Source organism: Paenibacillus glucanolyticus NBRC 15330 (assembly GCF_004000885.1).
GTDB lineage: Bacteria > Bacillota > Bacilli > Paenibacillales > Paenibacillaceae > Paenibacillus_AQ > Paenibacillus_AQ glucanolyticus.
On sequence record NZ_BIMC01000017.1, the window covers coordinates 86655 to 101507 of the forward strand.

General features: G+C 50.9%; 13 protein-coding genes. 6 read left to right on the forward strand and 7 right to left on the reverse strand.

Annotation, left to right across the window (positions count from 1 at the left end):
• Positions 1-58 precede the first annotated feature (58 nt).
• The 4 genes from PGL02S_RS21250 (at position 59) to PGL02S_RS21265 (ending at position 4652) form a co-directional block, all read left to right on the forward strand.
• Positions 59-988 (forward strand): carbohydrate ABC transporter permease, encoded by a 930-nt coding sequence (locus PGL02S_RS21250; protein ID WP_006208672.1) that lies wholly within the window; start codon positions 59-61, stop codon positions 986-988.
• On the forward strand, positions 988-1821 hold the full coding sequence (locus PGL02S_RS21255) for a carbohydrate ABC transporter permease (RefSeq protein ID WP_036641286.1): 834 nt from the start codon (positions 988-990) through the stop codon (positions 1819-1821). Before PGL02S_RS21250 ends, PGL02S_RS21255 begins: the two co-directional genes overlap by 1 nt.
• Positions 1822-1867: 46 nt before the next feature.
• Positions 1868-2554: an N-acetylmannosamine-6-phosphate 2-epimerase gene (locus PGL02S_RS21260; RefSeq protein WP_036641287.1), complete on the forward strand. Its 687-nt coding sequence runs from the start codon at positions 1868-1870 to the stop codon at positions 2552-2554.
• A 178-nt stretch (positions 2555-2732) separates the two neighbouring features.
• Positions 2733-4652, forward strand: coding sequence for a DUF4855 domain-containing protein (locus tag PGL02S_RS21265; protein ID WP_036641289.1), 1920 nt, complete (start codon positions 2733-2735; stop codon positions 4650-4652).
• 265 nt (positions 4653-4917) lie between these two features.
• Here the strand turns inward: PGL02S_RS21265 and PGL02S_RS21270 are convergent, their stop codons facing one another.
• From PGL02S_RS21270 to PGL02S_RS21280, 3 genes are all read right to left on the reverse strand, one after another.
• Positions 4918-6099, reverse strand: coding sequence for a MalY/PatB family protein (locus PGL02S_RS21270; RefSeq protein ID WP_036641291.1), 1182 nt, complete (start codon positions 6097-6099; stop codon positions 4918-4920).
• Positions 6100-6134: 35 nt separating this feature from the next.
• The gene (locus tag PGL02S_RS21275; RefSeq protein WP_036641293.1) at positions 6135-7058 is read right to left on the reverse strand and encodes an AEC family transporter; all 924 of its coding nucleotides are present in this window, start codon (positions 7056-7058) and stop codon (positions 6135-6137) included.
• A gap of 249 nt (positions 7059-7307) precedes the next feature.
• A complete protein-coding gene (locus tag PGL02S_RS21280; protein ID WP_006208678.1) occupies positions 7308-8027 on the reverse strand; it encodes a 3-ketoacyl-ACP reductase in 720 nt (239 codons plus the stop codon).
• A gap of 183 nt (positions 8028-8210) precedes the next feature.
• Between PGL02S_RS21280 and PGL02S_RS21285 the strand changes: the two genes are divergently transcribed.
• Positions 8211-10343 (forward strand): class I SAM-dependent methyltransferase, encoded by a 2133-nt coding sequence (locus PGL02S_RS21285; protein WP_036641294.1) that lies wholly within the window; start codon positions 8211-8213, stop codon positions 10341-10343.
• A gap of 102 nt (positions 10344-10445) precedes the next feature.
• On the opposite strand, the gene PGL02S_RS21290 is transcribed toward PGL02S_RS21285, so the two are convergent.
• The 4 genes from PGL02S_RS21290 to PGL02S_RS21300 form a co-directional block, all read right to left on the reverse strand.
• Positions 10446-11165: a peptidylprolyl isomerase gene (locus PGL02S_RS21290; protein ID WP_036641296.1), complete on the reverse strand. Its 720-nt coding sequence runs from the start codon at positions 11163-11165 to the stop codon at positions 10446-10448.
• A 236-nt stretch (positions 11166-11401) separates the two neighbouring features.
• Positions 11402-11794: a hypothetical protein gene (locus tag PGL02S_RS21295; protein ID WP_036641298.1), complete on the reverse strand. Its 393-nt coding sequence runs from the start codon at positions 11792-11794 to the stop codon at positions 11402-11404.
• A 103-nt stretch (positions 11795-11897) separates the two neighbouring features.
• A complete protein-coding gene (locus PGL02S_RS28325; RefSeq protein WP_006208682.1) occupies positions 11898-12074 on the reverse strand; it encodes a hypothetical protein in 177 nt (58 codons plus the stop codon).
• 277 nt (positions 12075-12351) lie between these two features.
• Positions 12352-13050, reverse strand: a complete 699-nt coding sequence (locus tag PGL02S_RS21300) for a hypothetical protein (RefSeq protein ID WP_006208684.1) — start codon at positions 13048-13050, stop codon at positions 12352-12354.
• 333 nt (positions 13051-13383) lie between these two features.
• On the opposite strand from PGL02S_RS21300, the gene PGL02S_RS21305 reads away from it, so the two are divergent.
• Entirely contained in the window at positions 13384-14841 is a 1458-nt protein-coding gene (locus PGL02S_RS21305; RefSeq protein ID WP_036641300.1) for a SulP family inorganic anion transporter, read from the forward strand.
• Positions 14842-14853: the final 12 nt, after the last annotated feature.

Consider the following 14853-nt stretch of genomic DNA (forward strand, 5'->3'; position numbering starts at 1 on the left):
AGCAAGCAAGCCGCTCCTTTTGCATGCTGTTGTTTTTTCACTTGGAGGTGAATGTCACATGGAACGTTTGGAACCCCGGAGCGGTATGAGAAGCAGGGAAAGGAAACGGCTGTTCATCGGACTTTTATTTTTAAGTCCCTGGATATTCGGCTTTCTGGTCTTCCAGCTCTATCCGATCATCACGTCATTGTATTACAGCTTCACGGAGTACAACCTGTTTACCTCGCCTCAGTGGGTCGGACTGGATAATTATGCGGATATGGCCCAAGACGGCAAGATGCTCTCATCTCTGTACAATACCGCATTCATGGCTTTGTTCGGATTCTTTCCGCAGCTTGCGTACGCACTGGGCATTGCTCTGCTGTTGAATCAAAGCGTAAAAGGACTGTCCCTGTATCGGACGATTTATTTCCTGCCCACACTTGTCCCGGCTGTAGCGGGGTCATTGCTGTGGATTTGGCTGCTGAACGCGCAGTACGGTCTGGTCAATCAGATGCTGGGTGCGATCGGCCTGCCGGAGCCGAACTGGCTGATGGACGAGAACTGGACCAAGCCTTCGCTGATTTTGATGGGTTTTTGGGGGACCGGAACCATTACGATCATGTATTTGGCGGCACTGCAGGAAGTGCCGAGGATGTATTATGAGGCCGCTTCCATTGATGGAGCGAACAAATGGCACAAGTTCTGGCATATCACATTGCCCGCCATCTCGCCCATGACCTTCTTTCAGCTCATTATGGGGCTCATCGGCTCCTTCCAATATTTCTCCCAAGGCTATGTGTTTGCGGAATCAAGCAACCAGGCCATTGGCGGACCGGGGAACTCGATTTTGTTCTATGCGATTTATTTGTTCCAAAATGCCTTCATGTTCCTGAAGATGGGGTACGCTTCAGCCATGGCATGGATATTGTTTGTGATTGTCCTGCTGCTGACCCTGTTAATCTTCAAGACATCCAGCAGGTGGGTTTTCTATGGGGGTGAAAAATAATGAACACGGCATCCATCGGCAGAAAGATCCTCCCGCATCTGCTATTGATCATCGTTGGTCTGCTGTTTCTGGCACCCTTTGCGTGGCTGCTGCTGACGACCTTCAAGACGGAGGATGAAATCTTTGTCATTCCGATACAATGGATCCCCAAGGAATGGATATGGGATAACTACGTGAATGCGGTCAGCATGATTCCGTTCATTAAATACACCTGGAACACCGTCGTGATTGCCTTGATGAGTGTTGCCGGCGTGGTCCTGTTGTCACCGCTGGTGGCGTACGGCTTTTCGCGAATTCAATTTAAAGGCCGAAACCTGCTGTTTATCCTGATGCTCAGCACGCTGATGCTTCCCATGCAGGTAACCATGATACCGCTGTATGTTGTATTCAACAAAGTGAATCTGCTGAATTCCAACTGGCCCCTGGTGCTGTCCGCGTGGTTCGGTACGGGAATGGCATACAATGTGTTTTTGATCCGGCAGTTTTTTAACGGCATTCCGATGGAGCTTACCGAATCTGCCAAAATCGACGGTGCGTCCGAGTTTCGCATCTATACCCAAATTGTGCTGCCGCTTGCCAAGCCGGCCCTTCTGACAATCGGACTGTTTACGTTTCTGGCCGCATGGGGCGATTTCCAGGGAGCGTTGATCTATCTTAACGACCAGGAGACATGGACACTGTCTATCGGGCTTAAGCAGTTTATTCGGGAGAATGGGGTGGCATGGGGGCCATTAATGGCAGCTGCTACGCTGTTTACGATTCCGATCATCATCCTGTATTTCTTCGTTCAGAAGAAGTTTATCGAAGGTATTACCATTACGGGGCTGAAGTAAGCGATCGATCACACATTTCATTCTAAAACAGATGTAGGAGCTAATTATGAGGCGAATGATTACAGATAGAGGATTAGTGGTGTCTTGTCAGGCATATGAGGGTGAGCCGCTGTTTGGGCCTCTGCATATGGCCGAAATGGCGAAAGCAGCCGTGCTCGGCGGCGCAATTGGCATTCGGGCCAATGGGACGGCCGATATTTCCGCGATTAAAGCGGCTGTTAACGTTCCGGTTATCGGCCTGCTGAAACGGCAGGTCGAAGAGTATCCTGTTTACATCACGCCGACTCTGGAGGATGCCCTTGCTGTCCATGAGGCAGGCGCCGATATCGTGGCCATGGACGGGACGCGGAGACCGAGACCGGATGGAAGAACACTGAAAGAGGTTGTGGAGGAACTGATGGGTCAGGGGATCCATGTGATGGCAGATGTATCCACTTTGGAAGAGGGATTATATGCTGCCGATTTAGGCGTTCACTATATTTCCACGACGTTGTCGGGGTACACCTCGTACAGTCTCGACACCCATAAACCGGATATCGGATTGGTTGCCCGGCTGGTGCAGGAAACGCGGCTCCCCGTTATAGCGGAGGGCAGGTTTACCAGCGCAGATGAGATGATTCAGGCTCTCAATGCCGGTGCCAGGTTTGTTGTGGTCGGCAGTGCGATTACACGCCCCCAGGACATTACCGAGCGTTATCGGAAGTCGATTGAAGCTGCAGTGGATTTGAACTAGGGAAAGCGCAGGGGGAGTACCACAGCAAAGATAAAGATACTTGAAGGCATGTAAGGAGGTGAGATGACGTAACGGAGTGAGCCTGCTGTGCCGGCAAGGATATAGGGAGAATGGATAGTCCGGCACGATGAAGAGCGGTGAGCGATCAGGAAGATTGATATGAGGAGGGTAATTCAATATGCGTTCTATAAAACAGCGGATATCCTTAGCCATGATGTTGGTCATGATGTTCTCGATTGTTCCCTTAACGTATGCAGACGAGGCTCAATCGGGAGTTCGAAATCTGGCAAGAGATGCAACCTACACTTGGTCGGAAGCTCCCGAAAGTGCTTATCCCGATCCGGGAAACAAGCTGAATGACGGAATACACGGAACTCGCAACGTGCTTGATCCTGCATGGGTCGGGCATCTTCGCAAAAAAACGCGGGAGGTCGTGTTTGATCTGGGCGAACCCAAATCCATCTCGGGCATTAACGCGCGTTTTTTGCAGGATTGGCCGGGTTCAGCGATTCTGTTTCCCTTAACGGTATCGATGTACGTCTCGGACGATAATGTTCACTGGGCGAACTTGACGAATAAAGCAACACAGACATTATGGGTGGATGGTCCGCCTGTAGATGAAACTTACGCTTGGGATAGTCAAGCAGAGGGTGTACCCGGTTTTGATGAGGCGGAGTTCGCTTATGCGCGTTATGTGAAGGTGACCTTCTCTATGCATACAAGAGCCTGGACCTTCATCGATGAAATCGAGATCACCGGTACGGATGGCAAAGCTTCCGGCGCGGTCCAGCTTCCGGCGCAAGACTTCAACTATTTGCAGCCGGGAGAGGCAACTGCGGGCATTCATAATCTGTCCCTCTTGTACAATGGACAGTATGCGAATGGGGAAGGTGACTGGAGCAAGGAGGAGATCATTCCCCAGATCAGTTACGTGAACCAGGATGGAGAACCGGTGGATTGGCTCTTTGACGGGGTTCTTACGCTCGGGTTGATATCGCCGGATGGGCGTGACTATGGCGGCGGCGCGAACCTGAAGGACTGGAATTGGTACCTTGACAAAACGTTTGACGCGGATGGTGAGATGTACCAGCTCAATGAAGCCACCAAGGAGGTAGGAGTCAAGCTGGGACAGCCTGACCACAAAACCAAAGTCGTTGTAATGATCCCGGATACAGGTGAGTATCAAACCGACTTTGGTGACGTGGACGGAGATGGAATCTCCGAAAACTTTAATGGCGGGGCTATTGGCGAGGAGTCGGCCATGGCGAACAGGCAAAAGGCGATCCGCTGGTGGATGGACGAAGTGCTGCAGCGTTGGGACACTAACCAATACTCGAACCTGGAGCTGGTCGGTTTATACTGGTTGTCCGAACAGGTAAGCACAAGCGCTTCCGGACCGGATATGCTGAAATATGTGAATGGCCAAATTCATGACGAAGGACTGAAGTCTTTCTGGATCCCTCATTTCTTGGCTTATAAGAGTTATATGTGGGATGAGGTCGGATTTGATGCGGTGGCATTCCAGCCGAACTATTTCTTCGAAGACATGGGTAATGAGCGTCTGGACGATGCGGCCTACACAGCCAAACGGTTCGGAATGGGCGTTGAGATCGAATTTGACGGACGGATGTTGAGCGATCAAGTATTCCGTAACCGGTATAAGGAATATCTGGACGGAGGCGTAAAGTACGGGTATATGAAGGATGCGTTCAAAGCGTATTACATGGGCTCCGGTCCGGTGTTGAGAGATGCGGCGACAAGCCAGGATCCGGATATCCGAATGATGTATGACTGGCTGTATCAGTTTGTTAAAGGGACGTACCAGCTGGAAAATACCGGTTCTCTGCACCTGAAAGGGCTGGTGGATCAACTGGAGCAGGCAGGTGAATTTGCGAACCAAGGGGCTGCCCGTTCGCTGGTTGCAAAGTTGGATTCGGTCATCCGCTTCGAAGAGAAAGGGAACAAGAAGCAGGCAGCCCACCATTTGGACGGCTTTATGAAATTGCTGGATAGCCATAAGCAGAGTGGGGCGGTATCGGCCAGAGCCTATCCCTTGCTAAAGGCAAACGGCGAGTATTTGGCAAAGCATTTGCAGTAGCCTTTGACGGAAAATATGTTTGATGCCAAGCGAGCATGCATGGGGAAGCGGCAGAAATTTCCGCTTTTAGCCGGGAATAATGTGAAGGGAGCCCAAGGTATTCAGGGTTAATGGCCGTGGGCTCTTTTAATATAAATCAGGATTTCGGGGTCAACAGCGATCGGAAGAATCTTTGTCTCGCAGCGTCCTTATAACAGACAAAGGGGTCGCCCTCAGGTCAAGTGACTGGGACGGCCCCTGTTTATCGTCAGATCGCTAATTGATTTTACGCTTTCCGCCATGCCTCGATGGCTTGATGCAGGCGAGACAGCGCCTCTTGAACGGTGGCGCGCGTACAAGCCAAGTTCATGCGCATAAAGCCCTCGCCATCCTTGCCGAAGGAAGCGCCGCTGTTTAATCCAAGTTTGGCCTCATGAACCAGGAAGCGGGTCAGCTCTTCGTGGGACAAGCCCATCTGCCGGAAATCGATCCATAGCAGGTAAGTAGCTTCCGGCATAAATACCTTCAGCTCAGGCAGGTGCTCTTGTGCGTAATTCCGAACAAGCTCCATGTTCCCGCGAATGTATACCAGGAGCTCATCCAGCCATGGCTCGCCCTCACGATAAGCGGCCTCGGTGGCAGCAGCACCCATTGGTGTGATAGAGCCGATGGAGTATCGATTCAGTATTTTACGGAACTTGCTGCGCAGCTGGGCATTCGGAATGATCATGTTCGCCGTATTCAGGCCAGCGATATTAAACGTCTTGCTCGGTGCGGTGCAGATGATGGAACGCCCCTCGGCATCCTCCGATAGAGCTGCGAATGGTGTATGGCCGCCTTGCTCGAATACAAGGTCCGCATGGATCTCATCGGATACAACGAGTACATCATATTGCTGGCACAGGGAGGCCAGACGCTCCAATTCCTCTTTGCTCCACACCCGGCCCACCGGGTTGTGCGGACTGCACAGAATGATCATTTTGACATTGCCGGTAGAGAAGCTGTTCTCCAGATCCTCAAAATCCATCGAGTAATCCCCATCTTCGCTCAGGCGAAGCGGATTATGTATAAGCTCACGCCCATGCTCCTGTACGACCCGGTAGAACGGCGGATAAACCGGTGTCTGGATGACGACTTGGTCACCTGGCTCGGTGAATGCATCCACGATGAGGCTGAGTGCCGGAACCACACCCGGACAGAATTGAATCCATTCCTGCTGGATCGTCCAGCTGTGGCGGTTCTTCATCCAATCAGCAATGGCCCCCCGGTACGACTCGGTCGGGAAGGTGTATCCGAACACACCGTGTTCCACCCGTTTATGGAGTGCCTCAATGACAGCCGGCGGTGCTGAAAAATCCATGTCCGCCACCCACATCGGGAGCACATCGGGCGCGCCGAAGACGGTGGGAACGTTATCCCATTTCTCACAGGCGGTTCGGTTACGGTCAATAGCAAGATCAAAGTTCATATGTAATTTCCTCCTAGTCAGAGCTGAATTAGCGGTTAAGCTATAAATTTGGCTAATGTGATTAAGCCGGTAATCGTAATTACGTTTAGTATGGTCGATATCAGGACGGTTTGTGCAGCAAAATCAGGTTCATTTTGATATTCTTCCGCCAGAATGGATGAATTTACCCCGACCGGCATGCCGGAGGCGATAATGAGCGCTTGAGCCGGGATGCCTTTGAGCCCGAGGAGCAGTACAATCAGAATGCCGATCGCAGGCGCAACCAGAAGACGCAGCAGAACGCTCAGATATACATCAAGGCGGCGCAGGCGAAGCGGATATTTGATAATCTGTGCGCCCAGCGTCAGCAGAGCGATTGCCACCATGGATTGGTCCGCATACGTAAGCGGCTGTGATATAAAGACCGGGAGCGGCAGAGCCAGGGCATGCAGCAGAATTCCGATGACAAGGGCATAGGGTACGGGCATTTTCAAGAAGCCGATAATGGCTTGTTTGTATAACCCTTCCGTCTTGGCGCCTTGAATGGAAATAACTCCGTACGTGAACGTAAGGAGGCTCTGAAAGGACATGATGAGCGCTTGAACCGAGCCGGCCATCGGATCGCCCTTGAAGGCCAGATCATTGATCGGAAGGCCGTAATTGCCCGAGTTGTCCAGCAGCAGGCTATTGGTAAACGCAGCCTTCATACCCCGATTGAACCTGCGCTGTTTGGCAACCAGCGTGCTGATCAGGTAGAGGACACCGATATAGAGCGCATAGAACAAGGCCACCATGCCCAGCAGCTGCGGCGACATCTTGGATTCATACATACTCATAAATACGGCTGCAGGCGTAATGTAATAAAAGTTGATCTTCGCGAGTGTGTACAAATCGAGCTTAAAGGCATATTGCATAATGATGCCAAAGCCTATCAGGACAAAGATGGGGAGAACCACTTCGAGTAAAATGTCGGCGATCATGCTGTAGTCATCTTCTTTCCATGAGTGTTACCTTAAGGTGAATATCCGGCTGTTCGTGTTAGACCATGTCATTATATCATGACCATGCAGTGTTGACACTTGATTCCGTATGGAAAACAGAATCGGGATTCCACCAACCTATGACCACGCTAGTTATGTTCGCATTACGCAAAAAGGGTGTCCCGTGGCCAGTGGCCAGGAAACACCCTTGAATCAATATAGCAATATAACGCCAGCCTCAGCGCGTCTTTATTGCGGGTTTGTTGTCCAAATCCCGGCGGATTTGACAAATACCCGCTGCGGCAGCTTGAGTGCCGCCAGCACAAGCTCGGCCACATCTTCCGGCTGCATCATCCGGTCCTCGTCCCCAATCTTAAGACCGGCGTTAACGGCAAGATCCGTGTTGACAGTGCTTGGGGTCAGGGCGGTTACACGGATGTTATGTTTGCGTACCTCCTGCAGTACGGCTTCAGTCAGTCCCATAACGGCAAATTTAGAAGCGTTGTAAGCAGACCCCGTGGCAAAACCACGCTCTCCGGCCGTGGAGGAGATGTTGACGATATCTCCCTTGTTATGCTCAATCATGCCAGGCAGCGCTGCGCGCAGCATATAATAAGTGCCCATCAGATTGACATCAACGATGCGTTTCCATGCTTCCGGCTCCATATCCAGCAGATTCCCAAACTGGGCAATCCCCGCATTGTTAATCAGAATGTCCACCGAGCCCAGCTCCATGTTCACCGCGGCAAAAGCTGCCTCTGCCTCACTTTGCACAGAAACATCGGCAACAGCAGCTACCGCTCTGACGCCATATTGTTCTACAATTAGGGCGCTAAGCGGCTCCAGGTCCGAGGCAGTGCGGGCAACGAGCCCAACATGTACGCCTTCCTTGGCAAGAGCGATGGCTAGGGCGCGTCCGATCCCTTTACCTGCACCCGTTATCAGGGCTGTTTTATTTTTTAGGCTCATGACCTTCACTCCTTCACATAAATAAAAAATATGGTTTCGTTGACCAGTATACCCTGATCCTATACCAACTACCAAATGTGGCGATCCATCGACTGGGAATTTGTTATAATCGTAGCAGCATGAAAGCATGAAATACATAACCGTTCATTTGATTACAGGAATACAGGAAGTGGAGGATCAACTATGCTGCACGCACTGGATGCCATTACCGCTATTCGTCAGGGGGATGAGACGGCTGCAAAGCCTCATTCGTGGCTGATGAAGCTGGTATCGGCTGAAGAAAGAATCGTGAACCTGGAACGAATTACATCCATCGGACAATTGGCAGCGGCAAACCCTGTGCTGGATTACGTAGAACGCACGTTAAAGATACTGGATTCACTGCCTGTGTCCTATTGGATCAAGGAACTGCTGGAGGAAGTGCTGATGTGGGCTGAAACCGCCAAGGGCGGAACCATGCGGGATCGCCTTCGCTGGCAGCAGTCAGGGGTCAATTTGTTCCTGCATAATATCGGGTCTGCCCAGCTGTATGAGAGACATATCCGGGATACCGGAGGCGTCATGACCCCGCATGAAGAGATGGTCCACACACTCATTCTTACCCACGGACTGGTGGGTCAACACATTCGGGGAGAGGTGCCTTTTGAGGAAAACCTGCCCCTGCTTCAGTTGGTGGAACAGGGACAACTGACAGCAGATGAGCTGGTCCGGCTGCTGATCCCCCTAAACCACTGCATCGTCGGTGCCGTATCGGAAGAACTTTGGCATTCCGTTCAGGAAGAAGTCACGGCGCTCATTCGCCGTCTCGCAACTGGGACGCAGCCGAATATGTGGACGTATGAGGACCGTCTGCGCCGTCTTCGAACCGCCTCCATTGCCCGGGGCGAGGACTTCGACCGGCAGCTGAGTCAGATCCGTCAGCAGACGGATTTGACGCATGCGCTTCACGGATTTCAGAATATGACGCTCTGGTATGTCGAAGCCGCATTGCAGGATTACTCACTGGAAGAGTTTATGAAGGTTCTTCTGCTTGCCCTTCACCCGAAGAAGTTGTACAGGGAAGACCAGGGATTGGAGAGGCAGCAGGAGGAGGTGAATCCGGGTTCTGTGAGCCACTTAAGCTTCGAACCGTTGATGAACGATATGTATTACGATTATCAAGGCGTTAAGAAGCTGAACGTATACAAGAAAAGAATGATTGAGCAATATTTGCGCCAAATGGATTGGAATACTTGCCTTCATGGGCCAGCTACCGTCAATCCTCATCTGAGTCACCGGATTGAACGGAAGCCGGAGCTGCCGGACATGGTATTCTTTACCTTTGAATTCTCTCGTGCGGCCGAGAAATTAATCGAGTTCTGCATCGAAGCGGAGAAGTCTCCACTCTATGAGAAGGCGGTGCTGCTGCTGTTCGACCTGTTCGGGCTGCGCCGGGATGCGTATGACCGGTTTCATAATGAAGAGAGTTACTTGAACGATATGAACAGTACAGGCGATTACAAGAAAGTGATTCTGGATTATATCACGGGAGAGGTTGTGCTTGATATTGGTCCTGGCGGCGGCGTGCTGCTGGATCTGATGGAGGAACAGCTGCCGCATGTGCGTCCAGTCGGGATCGACATATCCTCGAATGTGATTGAAGCTTTGGAGAAACGCAAACGTCTGGAGCATAAGCCATGGGAGGTACTGAAGGGAGATGCGCTTCGTCTTAGGGAATATGTGGAGCCGGGCAGTGTCGACACTGTAATCTTCTCCTCGATCATTCATGAGCTGTACTCCTACATTGAGATGGACGGCTTCCGTTTCAATAGGGCTACGGTAGAGGCGGCATTATTCAGTGCCTACGAGGTGCTTAGACCTGGCGGCCGCATCATTATCCGGGACGGGATTATGACCGAGCCGGTGGATACGATGAGAAGGATCCGTTTCCGGGAAGCGGATGGTCTGGAATGGCTGCTTCGGTATGCGTCCGACTTCAAGGGACGAGAGATTGTTTACGAGCAGCTGGCTCAGGATGAAGTGCGTTTGCCTGTGAACGATGCGATGGAATTTTTGTACACCTATACTTGGGGAGCCGAAGCTTATGTTCATGAGGTGCAGGAGCAGTTTGGCTATTTCACGCCTTCACAGTACGAAGAATGTATACGTAAGACATTAGGAGAAGAAGCGATTATCCGGGTCCAGCAGCATTACCTGCAGGAAGGGTATGCGGAAGCATTGGCCGATCGTATTGTGTTCATGGACGAGGAAGGTCAGCCGGTGAAGCTGCCCGACAGCACCTGCCTGTATGTCATAGAGAAACCAGCCCATTCGTAACAGCTGATTACGGGTGGCGACCTAAAAAAACAGGACCCGTACGCATAATGAATGCGTCGGGTCCTATTCCGTTTGTTTATGGCTGGACTGGAAGGGAGATCTCTATTCCTGCTTCTTAGGTTCCGGATAGTCCTTGCCGAGTGTATCTACCGTCACTTTTTTCATGACGGGAACCTCCAGCGGTTTGTCCATCTGATCCCGCTCCAAGCCCACGATTTCCTCTGCAACCTCCATTCCTTCAATAACCTTTCCGAAGGAAGCGTACTCCGCATCCAGGGATGGCGCATCCGCCACCATGATGAAGAATTGCGAGCCGGCGGAGTTGGGATTCTGTGCTCGTGCCATGGACAGGACGCCTGTTGTATGCTTCAGGTCATTCTGAAATCCGTTGGATGTGAATTCTCCTGCAATCTCGTAATCGGGTCCGCCTGTTCCATTTCCATCCGGGTCGCCCCCCTGAATCATAAAGCCGGGGATGACGCGGTGGAAGCCTGTCCCGTCATAGAAGCCTTGTTCCACCAGCGAGATGAAATTGTTTACCGTATTCGGTGCAACTTCAGGATAAAGCTCCAGCTTTATCGTTTTGCCGTTCTCCATCTCAATTGTGACGATGGGATGACTGGCGTTCGGGTCAGGAACGTTCTGCTTAACTTCCGTCTCCTTCGGCGGCTCCGTTTCGGGAGCTGCCCCGTTCGAGGTGCCGGTGCCGCCCGCAGCGCCACCTTCGGTACCCTTGTCATTCTGGCCGCATGCCGTCATTACGAGCAGTAATGCAAGTACTACAAATAGAGCGGGCATCCAGCGTGTTCTACGTTTCAACATCTTTGACTCCTCCTGTGCTATTCCTAATCAAGGCTTAAATATTTCATCTGAATCATATCTTAACACAGGTTGGACAAGTACTGAAAATCGAAAACATAGAGTATACATTAGAGAAGCATTTATCGGCAAATCTTCACGGAACACAGACCCTTTGTTTTCTGCAACTTAAAATAAGAGCCTCGGGACTTGGCATCAGTCCGGAGGCTCTAGCAAGAGAAGCTGGAAGGGCTAAGCGCTTATTTTGCCGGGAATATGCCCTCCACTTTGTTTAAGGGAAGCAGAATTCGCGAACGGTTTTTGTCCTTGGCGAGCAGCTCAATAAAATCGGCTCCGATTCTGACAAGCCGGATCCGATTAAAGGCGCCGCGGGTAGGGAAGGTGGTCCGTACCCCCACAAGTACCGTTCTCATTGGCGGTTTGACGTCAAATACCCGGATCGAATTGAGACTGGAGGGCACGAAGAGCTCACCTTGTACCTTAACAAAATTTTTCGGGAATACCCGCTGCAACCGCCCGGGCTCTAACCCGGTATGGGGAGCGTTGATCTCTACCAGATGTCCGGTTAAGGAAGCCAGTCGCTGCTGCAGCGTGATTTTATGTCCTCCGTGATGGAGCGGCAATCCTTTCATCTTAATCATCATCCTTCCAGGGTCGTGTGGTGTAGTGTATGTTGGAAGGTATGGCAGGGGTGAAAGAAGAGATTCACGTTTCCATCATGTTGATCATAAAGTTTTAGGATGAGGAGTCGTTTCCGCGGTTACTGGTTTCACTGCCATCGGGTTTCTCGTGTTTGATGCTGTCAGGAATGGGAATGCTGTCCGGGTATGAATCTTCCTTAAACAGACCAAATTCCTCATCAATGTCGCGTTCGGTCACTAAACGTTTGTTCTCGTCAGGTTGCTTCTTCATCGGCTGTTCCTCCTATTAAATCAAGTCTTTGAAAAAGGTAGCGGCTGGTATAAGAACTGATAGTTTGACCCATACTGGTTTACTATAAAGATGGATGTATGGGAGGCATAGGCATGGAAAGAAAGGGAAATATATTAACAGCACTCATATGGGGCACGCTGATCGGCATTTTGCTGTGGATGTCCTTTCTCGGCTGGCTGGATATCATATTCGGAAAATAGATGGATAGCAGAAGACCCGCCTTCTCATATGGGAGAGGCGGGTCTTCTGCTATTACTTAATCCTCCTCGCCATGACTGCCGTTCAGAAGATCAATTCCGTGCATGCCTTCATCTGGCGGTGCTGCAGGGTCCACCGGGCTATTGGCCGAGATGGCGTCCGCATCCGGTATATCTTCGAGCGGCATATATTGATCCGTTTCAGAGGGGTAATCCTTAAATATATCCTGATTAAGAAATGCAGTCCCGCTGCCGGTTAATGCAGCGTCGGCCGCAACCCGCTGCTCCCTGTCCCCAGCATACTCCGCGATGACTTCATCACCGGGACGAGTAGGGGGCTCTGCCTCAATGGCCCGCCATTCCCGATCAGCCACATCATCCGCGACATCCCGGTTGACGGTTTCGTGGACTGATCGATCCGCCTGCAGTCGGTCCGTTTCTTTGATTCCCGCAGACGAAGAGATCCTCTCGCCGGCAATCGTCCGCTGATCGGGCTCAGCACCGGTAGCCTCCCACGCATCGATGGCGCTGCGATCGGGATTCAAACGTTCCTCGGGTTTCGCGTCCGCAGGAGCTGCTTCATTCAGATCGTATGCGATATGATCCGCATGCTCACTGCTAAGACTTTGCTCCGTGTAGGTGTTCACATCCCTCAGATCATCCTTCGGAATCATGTCCGCATCCTCTACTCTTCGACTGGCCTCAAATTCCAAATATGTCAAATCCGCTAGCGTATTACGATTGTTTTCATCTCGCATGTTGCACAGCTCCTTCCTTCAATCCATATGAAATAATTTTTCTATACTTCGACTTTACCCGCTGAAACAAGAATGAATCCCGAAACGTCCAGGTTATGGTGAACCAAGTAAGTGTTAGCATGCCCTGTCACTCCGCGTATTATGAAAATCTTCAGAATAGGAAAATGGACGAAAGAGTAGCTAAGCAGGAGGAAATAAAGGATTTTATGGGGTATATGCGCTTAATTGCATAATGAATTTTATAAATGATCCCGCTATAATCAAAAAAGTGATTAACGGCCCCGACAATTCTGAGAGTGGATTGTCAACCATTACAATAGAATGGAAGTGATTATGACTTTGTTTCAATGGATTAAACAAGGCTTCTTTGGCAACTCGCGCAAAGATATTTTATCCGGATTGACGGTAGCATTTGCGCTCATACCCGAAGCGATTGCGTTCTCGATCATGGCGGGCGTGGATCCTATGGTGGGGCTCTATGCCTCCTTCGTGATTGCTGTCAGCATTTCGTTTTTTGGCGGGCGTCCAGGCATGATTTCTGCGGCGACAGGGGCCATGGCATCGTTGATGGGACCGCTTGTGGTTCAACACGGGATTGAGTATTTATACGCGGCAACCATTCTCACTGGGCTCTTGCAGATGGTGATGGGAGCGCTCAAATTCGGACGTTTTATCACATTTGTTCCCCAGCCGGTCATTACCGGATTTGTGAACTCGCTGGCAATCATTATTTTTCTGGCCCAGCTTCCGAATTTCAAAGGGGAATCGTGGCCCATGTACTTGATGGTGGTCGGAACGCTGCTCATTATTTATCTGCTGCCGCTGGTGACCAAAGCCGTTCCATCCGCACTTGTTGCCATTATCGTGATGACGATCATCGCCGTTTGGTCCGGAGCGCCTGTCCAAACGGTGGGAGACATGGGCAACATTACGCAGACCCTTCCGTTCTTTCATTTACCGAATGTAAGCATCAGTTTGGATATGATCCTGACGATACTGCCTATCTCTCTTGCACTTGCGGTAGTCGGGATAACGGAATCGCTTCTGACGGCTTCACTCGTGGATGAGATGACGGAGACGGGCAGTGATAAGAATCGTGAAATTCGTGGTCAAGGTCTCTCTAATGTGATTACTGGATTTTTCGGCGGTATGGCAGGATGCGCCATGATTGGGCAGACCGTCATTAATGTAAAATCGGGAGGGCGCACCCGATTGTCTACTTTGGTATCCGGTGTGTTCCTGCTATTCCTCATCATTGTACTGGGGGATGTTGTGAAGCAGATTCCTATGGCCGCTCTTGTGGGCGTGATGTTCATGGTTTCGATCGGTACGTTTGAATGGGGATCTCTCCGCACGCTTCATCGGGTGCCCTTAGGGGATGCCATTGTCATGCTGGCAACAGTGATCATTGTCGTTGCAACACATAACCTGGCAATCGGGGTCATGATTGGCATTATTTTAAGCGCACTGAATTTCGGCTGGAAGATGGCCCGTATTCATGCGGTTCCGCACACGCAGCCGAATGGAACGAAGGTATATGAGATCCGGGGGCAGCTATTTTTTGGAACGATGATGTATTTCGTAGACCTGTTTAATGTGAATGAGGATCCGGAATGTGTTGTGATTGATTTCTCCAAGTCCCATGTCTGGGATCAGTCAGCCACGAACGCCATTTCCAAGGTAGTGAACAAATACAAGGAAGCTGGAAAAGAAACCACCCTGGTTGGTCTTAATGAGGAAAGCCAGCGGATGGTTGATAAAGTTGGTCTTGCCTCGAGCTCTGCGCACTAATGATGCAAGGGA